Raw genomic sequence first — 14,012 nt, 5'->3', positions numbered from 1 at the left:
AGCTTATACGTACCGTATCCCTGTATGCAGGACTGAAACATGCCTGAACGGGTATCTTGTCCTCCAGGCCGGTGGCGCCTTGCTCCATCCGGCCCGATGCGGGGCCGCGTCGCAGGGACGCCCCGCTACAGGAGAACAACGATGACAATCAACAAACGAGTGATGCAAGCGATCCTGGCCGGCGCGTTGGCGCTGGGCCTGAGCACTTCGGCGCTGGCCGACAAGCAGGGCCGCAATACGGTGATCGGGGCCGGGTTGGGCGGCGTGGCCGGTGCGCTGCTGTCCGACGGCGACCCCTGGGTGACCCTGGGCGGCGCGGCCGCCGGCGGCGTGCTGGGCCACGTCATCACCGACGACGACCGGCGCGGGCGCCGCCATCATTGGGACCGCGATCGCGGCCGCGACTACAAGCGGGCAAGCTACCGGGGCCATGACAAGTACCGCGGCAACAAGCATCGGTACAAGCACCGCCGCCATTGAGCGCGGGCCGCTCGGGCTCGAGGCGCGCACCTGATTTCCGGACGGCGTGCCGACCCATTGCGCGACAGGGCCGGCTTGGCGCCGGCCCCGGCGTCGTCAGGCTTGCGCGAGCGCGTGGGCGGCGGCCCGCCAGCTTATGGTCGCCGACTTGGTCAAGCCTCCGACGTAGCCCGAGCGGACTCCCCCTTCGAAACCGCCGGTGCAGCAGCCTGCCGCGTACAGGCCCGGGACCGGCGCGCCGCCGGCCTGCAGCACCTGGCCGTTGCCGTCGATCGCGATGCCGCCCATCGTGAATGTGATACCCGGAACCAGCCTGACCGCATGGTAGGGCGGGTGCGCGATCGGACGCGCCGCGCCGGCGGTGCGCGAGGGGACCAGCGCCGCGGTCGCGCCCCGGGCCAGGGCCGCGTTGTAGGCCAGCACCGTCTGCGATAGTCCATCGGCATCGACGCCGGTCATGGCGGCCAGTTCGGGCAGCGTGTCGGCCGATTGCACCGTCCCGCCGGACAGCGGCAGATAGGGATTGGCCGGCAGGATGAATTCGGTGGCCGGCCCTTCCCATATGGCGCGGTCGAACACCAGTACCGTGCCTTGCGGATCCGGCAGGCGGGCCAGCGCGTTGGTCATGTAGACGCCGCCCAGGCCCTCGTCCATCACGCGACGGCCATCCTGGCCGACCACGATTCCCGCCCCGGCCAGCATATCCATGATGGGGTAGGGCCAGAGGCGTTCGTCGTGCAAGGCGTCCTGGCACAGAAGATGCCCGTAGATGTTCTCCATGCCGACCAGGGCCGCGCCGGCCTCCTGCGCCAGGCGGATGGCGTCGCCCCGGCTGACGCCGGCGCCGCGCTGCTTCAGCTTTTCGGGTGCCGGGCTGACGTACTGGCGCAGCATGTCCATATTCGCCTGGAAGCCGCCGTCGGCCAGCATGACGAAGTCGGCCTCGATGGCGTGGCGTTCGCCGTGGCGCTCGTATTCCAGGCCGGCGCAGCGGCCTCCCGCCATCAGCAAGCGGGTGACGCGCGCGCCGCGTACAAGGCGGCCCGCGTCGGCTTCCAGGCGTTGGCGCAGCGTGCGCAACAGCATGTCGCCGCCGCGCCCCTGCCAGTGCAGGCCCGGCTGCATCAGGCTGGGCGGCGCCAGGAAATGCTGGCGCCAGGCATCGGGCCCCGCCTTCATCAGGCGTATGCCCTTGTCCTGCAGCCAGCGGACCGCGTGCCGGGCGTCGGCGGCGATGGCTTCGGTCAGCGTGTCGGTGGCGAAGTCCGCGGTCGCCGTCTTGATGGCCGCGGCCAGCGTTTCGGCGGGCTCGTCGATGTCGTGAAAGCACAGGTGGAACGCGCCGCCCGTGTAGCGGGTATTGCAGCGGTAGAGTTCGTCGTCGCCCTGTTCCAGTACGACGACCTTGCCGCCGAGCTCGGCCGCGCGCGCGGCGAATACCATGCCGGCGATGCCGCCGCCCATGACCGCGATACGCAAAGGCTCGCGCCGACCTGCATCCGTTCGGGTCATTTTGGCAGGAGCATATCGGTGATCAGCTCGACCATTTCCACCAGGGCGCGGCCGATCACGAACACGATGACGGCCGCGACGATGGCGATGGCGCCCGGGATGGCCGAGGGCATTTGCACGAGCATGGCAACCCCGGCGGCCAGCAACACGATGGCGATGGCCAGCACCAGGTTGCGGCCGTGCCGCGCAACGAAGCGCAGCATGGGGTAGTGGGGAACATTCAAGGGCAAGGCTTGCATTTATGACACGTCCCTGTCGAGAAAGGAGGCAACCCGCGCGGCCACCGCGTCGGGACGCTGCAGCGGGGGGAAATGGGCGGCGTCCGCCACCGCCTCGAAGCGCGCGCCGTCGATGCGCGCCGCCAGCGCGGCGCCGGTTTCGGGCGGCCAGATGAAATCGTGTTCGCCGGTCAGCACCAGCGTAGGCGTCGCAATGCGCGCGAAATCGCCGTCGTCCAGGCTGAACGCGGCCAGTGCCTCGGAATGCATGGCATAGGAGATGGGCGCATTGCAGATGAAGCGCTCCAGGTACTGGCCCCAGCCGTCGTCGCCAGCCTGGCCGAGCAGGCCTTTGAAGGCGTTGCGATAGCTGGTTTCCGCCACGACGCGCATGCCTTCGGTGCGTACCTTGGCGGCGCGGCCCAGCAGATACTCGCTGCTGTTCCTGTCGATGGAAGGGGTGCCGTCGCACAGCACCAGGCCGTGCAATCGGTCGGCGTGCCGGGCGGCGACATGCGCGGCGGTGACCGCGCCCATGGCCAGGCCCATCAGGGCGAAGCGGCCTTCGATCTTCATGGCGTCGGCGAAATCGATGGCGTCCTGGGCCAGGTCCCAGAGCGTGAACGGCTGGCTCGTATGTTCGGAGCGCCCGGCGCAGCGCTGGTCGAACGCATAGACGTCGTAGCGGCGGCAAAGGCGCTGGGCGAACGGTTCCCAGCTTTCCAGCGTGCCGCCCAGCTCATGCAGCAGAACCAGCGGCGTGGCGTGGGCCGGTCCCGGGAAGCGCCGGTAATGCAGGCAAAGCGGGGTGGCGCGGCCGGGCCCGGCAAGTTGGACGTAGGGCATCGTCAGTTCACGCTTTCCTTTGAGCCAATGCCGAAATAGGCATTGACCACGTTGGGATTGTTGGAGAGTTCCTCGGCGGAGCCCGAGAGCTCGACCGAGCCGTTCTCGATGACGTAGGCCCGATCGACAAAGGACAGCACCGAGCGCACGTTCTGCTCCACGATCAAGACCGTCACGCCCTGCTCGCGGATCCCGGCGATCGCCTGGAAAAGCTGCTTGACGATGGTGGGCGCCAACCCCAGGGACGGCTCGTCCAGCAGCAGCATGCGCGGCGCCGACATCAACCCCCGGCCGATGGCGACCATCTGCTGTTCGCCGCCGGAAAGCGTGCCGCACAATTGGCCGCGACGTTCCTTCAGCTTCGGGAACAACTGGTAGACGCGCTCCAGGTTCTCGCTGCGCCGTTGCCTGGCGCGCGGCGTGGAGACGCCAACCAGCAGGGTGTCGAGCACCGTCATCTGGGGAAACAGCTGGCGGCCTTCCGGCACGCACACCAGGCCCAGCGCCACCATCTGGCTGGGCGACAGGCCGGTCGTATCCTTGCCGTCGAAGCGGATCGTGCCGCCCGATGGCGCGATCAGCCCGGAGACGGCCCGCATGGTGGTGGTCTTTCCCGCGCCGTTGGAACCGACCAGCGACACGACCTCGCGTTCGGCGACGTGGAAGTCCAGGCCATGCAGCACCGAGAACAGACCGTAGCCGGCGCGCAGGCCGGAGACTTCAAGCAGGCTAGGCATTGCTGACTCCCATGTACGCGACCTGGACCGCTTCCGACTGGATCACGTCCCTGGCCGTGCCTTCGGCGATCTTGCGTCCGGAATCCATGCACAGTACGTGCTGCCCCAGGCGCTGGACGATCGCCAGCGAATGCTCCACCAGCAGCACGCCCACGCCGCGTTGGTGGATTTTCTCGATCATGGTGGCCACTTCATGCTGCTCGGGCAGGTTCAAGCCGGCCATGACTTCGTCGAGCAGCAGGTAGGAGGGCTGGGTGGCGAGCGCCTTGGCGACCTCCAGCCGCTTGAGGTCCGGCAAGGTCAGGTACGAAGCGAGGAAGTCGCGTTTCCTGTGCAGACCGACTTCGTCGATGATGTGCAGGGCGCGCTCGCGCGCCTCTTCGTACCGGGAGCAGCGGGCGTAGGCGCCCACCATGACGTTGTCGAGCACCGTCATGTCGCGAAACGGCCTGACGATCTGGAACGTGCGCGCGATGCCGGCCAGCGCGACCTGGTCCGGGCGCATGGACGATACGTCCAGGCCGTTGAAGCCGACCTTGCCGAGCGTGGGCCGCAGGAAGCCCGACAGCACGCTGAAGAGCGTCGTCTTGCCCGCGCCATTGGGGCCGATGATGCACAGGATCCGGTTGGTGTCGGTGGCGAAGGAGATGCTGTCGACCGCCACGAGCCCGCCGAACCGGACACTGACATTTTCCACGTTCAGCATGTCAGGACGCCTCCGGGGTTGCGCTGGCGGGAAGGCGCGTGGCCTTGCGGTCGACGCGCCGGTGCAGCAGCTGGCCGACAATGCCGCGCGGGAAAACCAGCAGGATGACGACGAAGAACAGGCCGTAGATCATTTGCGCCAGCGCCGACACGGAGGTCGTGCCGAATGCGCTGCCGACCGTGATCAGCGTCTCCTGGACGATGACCATCACGATGCCGCCCAGGAACGGCCCCAGGGCCGTGCCCCGTCCTCCCAGCACCGCGCCCATGACCATGAACAGCGTGATGGACAGCGACAGGTCGTAGCCCGGCTCGACGTACCTGACCAGGCCGGCGTAGATGACGCCGCCGACGCAGGTCAGCGCGGCGCTGATGACGAACGCCAGCCGCTTGATCGCGGCGACATCCACCCCCAATGCCTGCGCGCCTTCTTCCTGCTCGCGCAGCGCCACGAGGTCGTAACCCAGTTTGCAGCGTTCGAGCGCCAGGCTGCCCAGCGCCAGGGCGATGGATATGCCCAGGAAGATGTAGAAGAACGGCAGGTCTGAGCCGAAGCTGAAGTTCAGGGCGCCTTGCATGCCGGGAATCTGCAGGCCTTGCGAGCGTCCCAGCGCATCGCTGTTGATGACCAGGATGCGGGCGATCTCCGCCAGCAACAGGGTGCCGACGGCGAAGTAGATGCCGCGCAGCGCGTAGCGAAAGCATATGGTGGCGATGATCCAGGCCAGCCCGACCGATACCAGGATGGCCAGCGGAAACGCGGCGACCAACGGAACGTCCGGCATGCGGGCGAGCAGCGCGACCGAGTAGGACCCGATGGCGAAGAAGAGCGCATGGCCCAGCGACATCTGGCCGGCATAGCCGCCGATGAGGTTCCAGCTGGCGGCCAGGTAGCCGCACATCAGGCCCATGGTCATGACCCGGGTGTAGTACGGATTCATCCACGGGGCGGCGACCGCTGCCACGACGACCACCAGGGCGGCAATGAACCAGAGTGTCGTTCCCTGCTGCCGGAATGAGTCTGTCAATTTGGAGAACATGGATTTCCCTGCGTGCTCAACGTTTGACCGCACTGATCAGCCCTGTCGGGCGAACCAGGAAGATCAGGAAAACCAGCGCGTAGACGATGGCGAGCGCCAGATCGCCATGGCCGGTGACCTGCGAGACGGCGATGATGACGCCCACGATCAGTCCGCCCAGGATGCTGCCGCTCATGCTGCCCATCCCGCCGAGCACCGACACGACCACCGCGGCCAGCGAGTACTCGAAGGCGCGTTCCGGGAATATGGGCGCCATGGTGGCCAGGGCGGTGCCGCTGACCGCCGCGCATGCGGCCGCGATGCCCAGCGCCACCGCCGAAAGGTGCTCGACGTTCAGGCCCGCCACCCGCGCGCCGACGGGGTTCTGGGCGCACGCATGCAGCTTGCGTCCCAGGTCGGTGCGCGTGAGCATCAGGTGCAGCAGCACCAGCACCAGCAGCGAGACGGCGGCGGCGGCGAGCTGGGTGTATTGCAGGATCACCGGCCCGACGATCAGGGAGTGCTGCAGGCTTGCCTCGGTAAGCGAACGGGCGTCCGTGGAATAGACGAACTGGGCCAGGTACTGGAAGGCGATCAGCAACCCGATGGAGAACAGGATCTGGCTGTCCTCGGGTGTCTGGAGCGAGCGGCTGATCAGCCAGCGGTGCAGGAAGTAGCCGATGACGAAAGCCACCGGCACGATCAGCAGCAGGCCGAGGTACGGATTGATGCCGGTAGCTTCCCAGAGCACATAGGCCGCGTACATCGACCACAGGACCACGGCGCCGTGCTGGAAGTTCACGACGCGGGACACCCCGAGGGCCAGGTTGAAGCCGGTGGAAAGGAGGGCCAGTATCAGCCCTCCCAGCACGCCGCTCACGAGACCCACCAATAACAGAGTCAGGAACATCATGGAGACCGGGCGTAAAAGGGTTGTCAGGTTCGCTTGGACCAGGGCGGCATCGGCCAGACCGGCTTGGTCGTGGCGATGTCGGCCGGATACACGATGCGCTGCTGTCCGTCGAGCAGCTGCATCACCAGGCCTTTGGCGCGGACGTTGTCGCCCGCCTGGTCGAACTTGACGCCGTCGCGCAGCACGTACGGGTTGCCGCCCGCCTGCAGGTCGGTGGTGCGCAGGGCTTCGGTCAGCGCCTCGCGGCTGAGGTCCGAGGCGCGCTCCAGCGCGTCGTACAGCGCGCCCACGCACGTCACTGCGAGCGAGGCCTGGTCGTCCAGGTCGCGGCGGTACTTGGCCTTGTAGGCGTTGGCGTAGTTGGCCAGCAGCGGGTTGTTGGCGACCAGCTCGGGAACGAAGCCCACCGCATCGGTGACGAACGCGGCATCCTTTTTCAGGTTCTCGACATATTCGGGCGTGTACGGCGCCCCGGCGATGTGCACCGACGCCATGAGGTCGTAATTGAGCGTCTTCATGGCCCGCATGATCTGTATGCCGTCGGGCGCGAACAGGGCGTGGAAGATGAGGTCCACGCCGGACAGCTTCAGCCGTTGCAGGACGGGCAGGAAGTCGCTGACCTTGCCGGCCGGGAAGGAGACGTTCTCCTGGATGTCCCAATCCGTCTTCTTGATGCGCGCGATGGCGCCCTGGATGGCGTCCTGGCTGAAGGTGGAGTCGTCGGCCATGGTGGCGACCTTGCGCGGCTTGGTGCCGGTGGCCTTGATCATGGCTTCGGAGAAGTCCACGGCCGTGGTGGCCAGATGGCTGGCCTTGGCGCCGATGCGGAAGAAATACTTCATCCCGCGCTGGGTCAGCGAATCGCCGAGGTCGGTGCTGACCATGGGGGTGCGGGACTTTTCCGCGACGGCGCTGCCGACCATGGTTGCGCCGCTGGTGACGTTGCCGATCACCGCCAGCACGTTGTTGACCTGTATTACGCGTTCGGTCTGCGTGCCGGCCATCTGCGGGTTGCTTTGGTGGTCGACGGAAATCAGGTCGATCTGCGCGCCGCCTTTCGACTTGATGCCGCCTGCCGCATTGATCTGCTCCACCGCGAGCCGCACGGCATCGTTGACGGGGATGCCCCAGGGGCCGGCGCGGCCGGTCAGGCCGGCCACGACGGCGATCGGGATGCGCTTGGGTTGCGCCCGCACGATGGCGGGAAAGGCCATCGCGGCGGCCAGGCCGCCGGTGCCCAGCGCCAGGCGCCGGCGTGTCTGGTTCACGTGCGCGTCGACCGGCCGTTGGCCGCCGGGGGATTTGTCTCTCATCCTGAGCCCTCTCGTGGTTTCTTGGAATGTTATCGAATGATCATTCATTCATTATTGGGCTCCGCCGAAAGCCTGTCAATTGGCAAATCAGGGGAAAGAGCTAGTGGAAATCCCGAACCGGAGGCCCCGGATCGAGAAAATCCGGTATCAATTTGGCATTTGGATGAACATTGGTTCATAATGCGTCCGTGCCTTGGCGCGATCGGCCGTGGCCGTCGCGCCGGGCTTTCGGGTTACAGCGGCGCCTTCGAGCCGGCTGCAGGAGTTCCATATCAAAATGCAAAAGACCGTCGATGAGTCCCCTCTGGTGACAAGGCGCCGCGCGCAACTGGTCAAGGCAGCAATCAAGCTCTTCTCCCGGATGGGGTATCACGCGGCTACGGTCAAGGACATCGCCGACGAGGCCGGCGTCAGCGCCGGGTTGATGTACCAGTACGTATCGGACAAGCAGGACCTGCTGTTCCTGGCGCTGCAGCATATCGTCCAGCGCAACAAGGAAGAAATGCCCTTGGCGCTGAAGGGGGTCGAAGATCCGATCGCCCGCCTGTACCGGGCCATCGACGCCTATACGCGCGTGATCGCGGCGAACCAGCAGGCGGTGCTGCTGACCTATCGCGAAACCAAATCGCTCAAGCCCGAGTACATCGAGCAGATGAAAGAACTCGAACTGGAAACCAACCAGTTGATCACGGAGTGCGTCACCGACTGCATCCGCGCGGGCTACCTGGCCCAGACCCATGAAGAGCTGCTGGTCTACCGCATCATTGTCGCGGCCCACGCATGGCCGCTGAAGCACTGGCGCCTGCGCCAGATCGTCACGCTCGACGAGTATCTGGAGCAGGCCATCCACGCGCCCTGGGCGGGCCTGCTGCTGCCGCGCGGCACCAGCCGGTATGAAGAATTGCGCCGCGCCGGCCAGCTTTGCGCCACCGATATCGCGGGCGACCCCGACGCCGAGGACGCCGAAAAGGCTTCCGCGCCGAAGGCGAAAAAGCGCGCCCGGCGCAGCCGCGCCGCCTGAAGCCGGCGCGGCTTGCCGCCTATGCCGGTTCGGGCACGAAGTAGAAATCGGCGATGGTGCGGATTTCCGATAGATAGCGCGCCTGGACGCGCGTGCCCGGCGGCGACCCGTTCTCGTCCACCACCATGAAGGCCTTGATGCACGTGTCGGCGCCGTCGGGCCGCACCAGCGCCGTGGCGATCACGGCGTCCAGGTGCGCCAGGTGCGCCGGCGCCTGCGGCAGCACGATCGTGGTGATGACTTCGCCCTTGCCGCTTAACGGATGGTCGGTGGCGGCGGCATAGCATTTGGAGCAGATCGGGCGCAGCGGCAGCCAGACGAAGCCGCAGCCCGAACAGCGGCTGGCGATCAGCGTCTTGTTCTGCAGCCCGTGGAAGTACGCGGATTGCCCGCCGTAGCTGAGGCGGTACCGGTAGACGTCCTCGAGCTCCACTTCGAAAATGTCCGTCTCGTTCATGATTTCCCCAATACGATGGTGCAGCTCTGCGAAATGCCGGGTCCGCCGATGGCTGAAAAGATCGCTCGTCCCTGGTTGATCGGTACTTGCGTGCCGCCCGCGCGGCCGCGCAGCTGCTGCACGATTTCGCCCACGCGGGAGATGCCCGAGCAGCCGGCCACGTGGCCGCAGCCGATCATGCCGCCGGACGGGTTGACTGGCATGGGGCCGGAACGTTCGGTGTAGCCTTCGTCGATCAACCGGCCACCTTGCCCCGGCTCGCACAGGCCAAGCTCGGCATAGCTCATGAGCTCGACCCCGCTGAGCAGGTCGTGCGTTTCGATGAAATCGAGCTGCTTGCGGGGATCGCTGATGCCCGCCATGGAATAGGCGCGCTGCGCCGACTGCTGCTGGCAGAGCAGCCGGCCCAGGTTGTCGAAGTCCGGCATATAGCTGCGCAGGTTGGACGCGCCGGCGCCCTCGATCCAGATCGGATCGTCGCAGATCTCGCGCGCGCGGTCCTCGGAGGCCAGGATCAGCGCCGCCGCGCCTTCGCTGTACAGGCAGCAGTCGAACATCTTGATGGGGCCGGCGATGCGCCGCGAGTTCATGACCTCGTCGACGGTCAGTTCCATGCCGCTTTGCGCCAGCGGATTGCCCAGCGCGTTGCGGTGGTTCTTGACCGAAACCTTGGCCATCTGCTGTTCGGTGGGCGCGCCGTACCGGTCGATATGCGCCTGGACGGCGAAACCGAAGTTGGCCGCCGCCAGCGGCTCGACCGGGGCTTCCCAGTTGGTGTCCAGGTCCAGCATGATGGCCTTCAGGAAAGCCGAGGAGCGCTTGTTCTGTTCCGGGTCCCAGAGGTCCATGCCCTTGCCGGAGCCGACCACCAGCGTCACGTCCGACATGCCGGACATGATCTCGATCATGCCCTGCCGCACCGACATGGCGCCGGTGACCGCGCCCGCGCTGACGTGCACCGAGGACTTGCCCGCCATGCCGATGTAGTCCTGCATGGTGGTGCTCGGGCAGCATTGCCGTACCCAGGCCACCATCAGGTCGGACAGCCCCCAGACGACGTGATCCACGTCGCTGGAAGACAGGCGTGCGTCCTCGAGCGCCGCCTTGGTCACGTCCAGGGCCAGCTCATAATATGTCTTGTTGGCGTATCGAACCCGCCATGGAATCAGGCCTACGCCCACGATGCCGACTTTCAATTCGAAGCTCCTTGTTGTCCCTTGCTCGTTGTCCCGCCGCTCAGTGCCCGGCCAGCAAGCGGCCATAGCCCGGTACCCGGTCTGCGCGGCCCGCGCTGCGTAACAGCTTCCAAAGCGTGGCGGTGGTGGAGGTGATGACCGGGCGATCCAGCTGCTGCTCCAGCAGGCCGACGACTTGCTGGGCGTTCATGTTCAGGCAACTGATCAGCAATGCGTCGGCGTCGGGGTGCCAGGCGCGCTGCGCCAGCTCGTACATCTGGCGCGCGTCTGGCGACGCCAGCGCGAAGGAGTCGGCGATATTCAGGTTGGCGGCGTTCAGTACCTGGAAGCCCGCCTCCTCGAAGAACGCCTTCTCGGCATGATCGATCGCGTCCGTATAAGGAGACGCGATGGCGATCTTGCGCGCGCCGCATGCCTGCAATGCTTCGATGATGGCCCCGACCGCCGTGAAGCACGGCCTGCCGGTCGCTTCCTCGAGCGATTGCCGCAGGCGCCGGTCGTAATCCAGCCCCTGCACGATGCTGGACGCCGTGCAGCAGTAGGCAATCGCGTCCGGACGGCAGCTGGCGATGCGCCGCGCCGCGTCCAGCCCTTCTTCGTGGTCCATGCGCCGCAACGCCTCGGCCGTGACCTCGCTGGCCAGCAGCATGCGGGTCGCGTGCACGCGGACGTCGGGCGCGACGGCCTGGGTGAACCAGGGCTCGACCACGGTATTGACGCTGGGCAGGATCACCCCGAGCCGCGTACGCGCCGCCTCGGGCGTGCGAAGCTGCCCGGGAAGGCGGCGCAGCGCCGCGTCGTAGGACATCAATGTGTGGGCCGGCGTGTTCATGGCGGTCAGCACATGGTCAGGCCGCCGCTGACACTGATGGCCTGCCCGGTAATGAACGATGCCTCGTCCGACACCAGGAAGACCGCCGCGGATGCCACCTCTTCCGGCCGGGCGGTGCGGCGCAGGGGAATGGCCCGCACCATGGCGTTGCCGATCTTGCCGCCGAATTCGTCGTTCTTCACCAGGTCGTCCCACAGGCCGGTATCGGTCGGGCCCGGGCAAACGACGTTGGCCAGCACGTTGTGCCGGGCATATTCGCGCGCGATCGATTTCGCGAAGGCGATGGCCCCGCCGCGGCAGGCGGCCGAAACCGATTCGCCGCTGGTGCCCACCTTGCCCGAATCGGAGCCGATGATCACGATACGGCCGCCGCCGTTGCGGATCAGTTCCGGCAGCACCGCGCGCACGGAGTCGATCACGCTGCGCAGTTCAACCGCGATGGTCAGGTCGACCGTGTCTTCCGACGTTTCGAGAAAGGGCAGGATGCGCAGCGCCGTGCCCACCGTGCTCATGAACGCGTCGATCTTGCCGTAGCGCTCGACGGTGGCCGAGACGATCGCCGCGACGTCCTGGCGCCGCGTCAGGTCGCCCTTGACCAGCAGCACGCGTTCGTCGCCGTATTGCGCGGCGATCCTGTTCAGCTCGTCGGCGCTGGAACGATAGTGCAGGGCGACGCGGGCGCCGCGCTCCAGCATCATCCTGGCGGCCGCCAGGCCGATTCCGCCCGAGGCTCCGCCCAACAGCACTACTTTATCGTTGAAGTCCTGCGACATGGTCTTGCTCCTTTTTGGTTTGCTATTCCGTGCACCGGCACGCTGTGTCCATATGTGCTGCGATTACATCCGTTTGGCCACTTCCTCGAGCATGATCTCGGTGGCGCCGCCGCCGATGGCATGCACCCTGGCATCCCGGTACATGCGTTCGATCGGCGTGCCCTGCATGTAGCCCGCCGCGCCGTGGAACTGCACGCAGTCGTCCATGACTTCGTTGACCAGTTCTCCGCACAAGGCCTTGATCATCGAGACTTCCTTGACGCATTCCACGCCGCGCGCGTCCAGCGCGGCGACGCTGTAGACGAAGTGGCGGGCGCTTTCGACCCGCGCCGCCAGCATGGCCAGGCGCTGCCTGATGGCCTGCTTGTCCCACAAGCTGGCCCCGAAGGCCTTGCGCAGCCTGGTGTATTCCAGCGTCTGGGCGATCGCGGCCTGGGATTCCCCCAGGGCCTGAGCCGCCAGGACCAGGCGTTCGTTCTGGACGTTCTTCATCAGGGCGGCGAAGCCGCGGTTCGGTTCGCCCAGCAAGGCATCGGCCGGCACCCGGCAGCCGTCGAAAGACAATTGCGCCGTGTCGGAGCTTTTCCAGCCCATCTTGTCCAGCCGGCGCTCCACGCTCAGTCCGGGTGTCCCCTTGTCCACCAGGAACAGCGAAACGCCCTGCGAGGGGCGGGCCGACGGATCGGTGCGCGCGGCCACTACGTAAAGGTCTGCATGCACGCCGTTGGTGATGAAGGTCTTGGCGCCGTGCAGGACCCACGCGTCGCCGTCGCGCACGGCGCGGGTGCGCAGCGTGGCGATGTCGGAGCCCACGTCGGGCTCGGTCATGGCGATGGCGACCAGGCAATCGCCGCGGACGATGGCGGGCAGATAGCGCGCCTTCTGCTCCGGCGTCCCGACCGCGGCGATGGGCGGCGAAGCGGTATCGGTCTGGGTGAGGATGGTGATGGAGAAGCCGCCGAACGTACTGCGGCCCAGTTCCTCGGCGAACACGACCGAGGCGGTGGTGTCGGCATCGGCGCCGCCGTAGCTTTCCGGAAAGCGCATGCCGAGCATGCCCAGCTCGCCCATGCGCCGGATCACCGAGCGCGGCGTCTGGCCGTCGCGCTCCCACGCATCCGCATGGGGGATGACCTCGCGCTCGACGAAGCGCCGCACCTGCGAGCGCAGCAGCTCGTGCTCTTCTTTCACGCCCGGCAGGTTCGAGGTTGCAATGGACATGGCTCGGCTCCTCAGCGGGCGATCTGCCCGCCGTCGACCACGAAGCTCTGGCCGGTGGTCCATTGCGCCTCGTCGGAGGCCAGGTAGACGGCGATCGGGCCGATGTCGCTGGGCTGGCCGAAGCGGCGCAGGGGGATCTGCTTCAGCCCGGCGGCGCGCACCTGCTCGTCCTGCATGTACGGCGCGGTCAGGTCGGTTTCTATCCAGCCCGGGCAAATCGCGTTGACGCGCACTTTGTGGCGGGCCCATTCCATCGCCAGGCTTTTCGTCAGCTGCAGCAAGCCGCCCTTGGTGAGGCAATAGACGCTGTTGTCGGGCGCGCCGACGTGGCTGTAGATGGACGACATGGTGATGATGCTGCCCTGCTTGCGCTCGGTCATGTGCCGGCCGACGGCCTGCAGGGTGTGCATCGCGCCGACCAGGTTCACGCCGATCATGTGGTCCCACTGCTGCGGCGTCCAATCCAGGAAAGGACGCAGCACATTGACGCCGGCGTTGACGACCAGCACGTCCAGGTGGCCGAAGCGCTCGATGGCCTGGGCCGTGGCGCGCCGCACCGATTCGGCCTCGGTAATGTCGAAGGCATCGATGGTGGACTGCACGCCGTACTCGTCGATGCGGGCGCGGGTCTGCTCCAGCTCCGCCTGGTCGCGTCCCCACAGCGCGACGTTCGCGCCCGCCTGCGCCAGGCACAGCGCGACATTCTGGCCTATGCCACGGCTTGCCCCGGTGACGAGGGCGGTCTTTCCGCTCAAATCGAACAAAACTG

Annotated in this window: 16 protein-coding genes; 2 read left to right on the top strand and 14 right to left on the bottom strand. The window is 66.8% G+C overall.

Features of this window, described 5'->3' with window-relative positions; translation table 11 throughout:
* Window positions 1–141 precede the first annotated feature (141 nt).
* A complete protein-coding gene (locus CAL11_RS21505) occupies window positions 142–480 on the top strand; it encodes a glycine zipper 2TM domain-containing protein (RefSeq protein WP_033462915.1) in 339 nt (112 codons plus the stop codon).
* Window positions 481–576: 96 nt separating this feature from the next.
* Here CAL11_RS21505 and CAL11_RS21500 read toward each other — a convergent pair whose 3' ends face one another.
* The 8 genes from CAL11_RS21500 to CAL11_RS21465 are packed head-to-tail and all read right to left on the bottom strand — an operon-like array spanning window position 577 to window position 7,743.
* On the bottom strand, window positions 577–1,959 hold the full coding sequence (locus CAL11_RS21500) for an FAD-dependent oxidoreductase (RefSeq protein ID WP_244172866.1): 1,383 nt from the start codon (window positions 1,957–1,959) through the stop codon (window positions 577–579).
* Between the two features lie 29 nt (window positions 1,960–1,988).
* Window positions 1,989–2,231 (bottom strand): hypothetical protein, encoded by a 243-nt coding sequence (locus CAL11_RS21495; protein ID WP_086094202.1) that lies wholly within the window; start codon window positions 2,229–2,231, stop codon window positions 1,989–1,991.
* Window positions 2,232–3,056, bottom strand: a complete 825-nt coding sequence (locus tag CAL11_RS21490) for an alpha/beta fold hydrolase (RefSeq protein WP_086094201.1) — start codon at window positions 3,054–3,056, stop codon at window positions 2,232–2,234.
* Window positions 3,057–3,058: 2 nt separating this feature from the next.
* Window positions 3,059–3,793, bottom strand: coding sequence for an ABC transporter ATP-binding protein (locus CAL11_RS21485; RefSeq protein ID WP_086094200.1), 735 nt, complete (start codon window positions 3,791–3,793; stop codon window positions 3,059–3,061).
* Complete coding sequence (locus tag CAL11_RS21480) at window positions 3,786–4,499, bottom strand: ABC transporter ATP-binding protein (protein ID WP_033462906.1); 714 nt, start codon at window positions 4,497–4,499, stop codon at window positions 3,786–3,788. Before CAL11_RS21480 ends, CAL11_RS21485 begins: the two co-directional genes overlap by 8 nt.
* A gap of 1 nt (window position 4,500) precedes the next feature.
* A complete protein-coding gene (locus tag CAL11_RS21475; RefSeq protein WP_244172865.1) occupies window positions 4,501–5,526 on the bottom strand; it encodes a branched-chain amino acid ABC transporter permease in 1,026 nt (341 codons plus the stop codon).
* Window positions 5,527–5,554: 28 nt separating this feature from the next.
* On the bottom strand, window positions 5,555–6,397 hold the full coding sequence (locus CAL11_RS21470; protein WP_230590290.1) for a branched-chain amino acid ABC transporter permease: 843 nt from the start codon (window positions 6,395–6,397) through the stop codon (window positions 5,555–5,557).
* Between the two features lie 56 nt (window positions 6,398–6,453).
* Complete coding sequence (locus CAL11_RS21465; protein ID WP_086094198.1) at window positions 6,454–7,743, bottom strand: ABC transporter substrate-binding protein; 1,290 nt, start codon at window positions 7,741–7,743, stop codon at window positions 6,454–6,456.
* Window positions 7,744–8,020: 277 nt separating this feature from the next.
* Between CAL11_RS21465 and CAL11_RS21460 the strand changes: the two genes are divergently transcribed.
* Complete coding sequence (locus CAL11_RS21460) at window positions 8,021–8,764, top strand: TetR/AcrR family transcriptional regulator (protein WP_086094197.1); 744 nt, start codon at window positions 8,021–8,023, stop codon at window positions 8,762–8,764.
* Window positions 8,765–8,783: 19 nt separating this feature from the next.
* Here the strand turns inward: CAL11_RS21460 and CAL11_RS21455 are convergent, their stop codons facing one another.
* The 6 genes from CAL11_RS21455 to CAL11_RS21430 all read right to left on the bottom strand — a co-directional run bounded on the left by CAL11_RS21455 (window position 8,784) and on the right by CAL11_RS21430 (window position 14,007).
* Entirely contained in the window at window positions 8,784–9,221 is a 438-nt protein-coding gene (locus tag CAL11_RS21455; RefSeq protein WP_086094196.1) for a Zn-ribbon domain-containing OB-fold protein, read from the bottom strand.
* Complete coding sequence (locus tag CAL11_RS21450; RefSeq protein ID WP_033462896.1) at window positions 9,218–10,417, bottom strand: thiolase family protein; 1,200 nt, start codon at window positions 10,415–10,417, stop codon at window positions 9,218–9,220. The genes CAL11_RS21455 and CAL11_RS21450 overlap by 4 nt, the downstream gene beginning before the upstream one ends.
* A 40-nt stretch (window positions 10,418–10,457) precedes the next feature.
* The gene (locus CAL11_RS21445; RefSeq protein WP_244172864.1) at window positions 10,458–11,249 is read right to left on the bottom strand and encodes a maleate cis-trans isomerase family protein; all 792 of its coding nucleotides are present in this window, start codon (window positions 11,247–11,249) and stop codon (window positions 10,458–10,460) included.
* Between the two features lie 5 nt (window positions 11,250–11,254).
* Window positions 11,255–12,022 carry an SDR family NAD(P)-dependent oxidoreductase gene (locus CAL11_RS21440; RefSeq protein WP_086094194.1) on the bottom strand — a complete coding sequence of 256 codons (768 nt, stop codon included), beginning with the start codon at window positions 12,020–12,022 and terminating at the stop codon, window positions 11,255–11,257.
* 63 nt (window positions 12,023–12,085) lie between these two features.
* Complete coding sequence (locus tag CAL11_RS21435) at window positions 12,086–13,243, bottom strand: acyl-CoA dehydrogenase family protein (protein ID WP_086094193.1); 1,158 nt, start codon at window positions 13,241–13,243, stop codon at window positions 12,086–12,088.
* Between the two features lie 11 nt (window positions 13,244–13,254).
* The gene (locus tag CAL11_RS21430; protein ID WP_086094192.1) at window positions 13,255–14,007 is read right to left on the bottom strand and encodes an SDR family NAD(P)-dependent oxidoreductase; all 753 of its coding nucleotides are present in this window, start codon (window positions 14,005–14,007) and stop codon (window positions 13,255–13,257) included.
* Between the last annotated feature and the right edge of the window lie 5 nt (window positions 14,008–14,012).

Origin of the sequence: Bordetella genomosp. 6 (assembly GCF_002119705.1) — a bacterium.
In the GTDB taxonomy this organism is placed as follows: Bacteria; Pseudomonadota; Gammaproteobacteria; order Burkholderiales; family Burkholderiaceae_B; genus Bordetella; species Bordetella bronchiseptica_F.
This window is presented reverse-complemented; position numbering and strand designations above follow the sequence as displayed.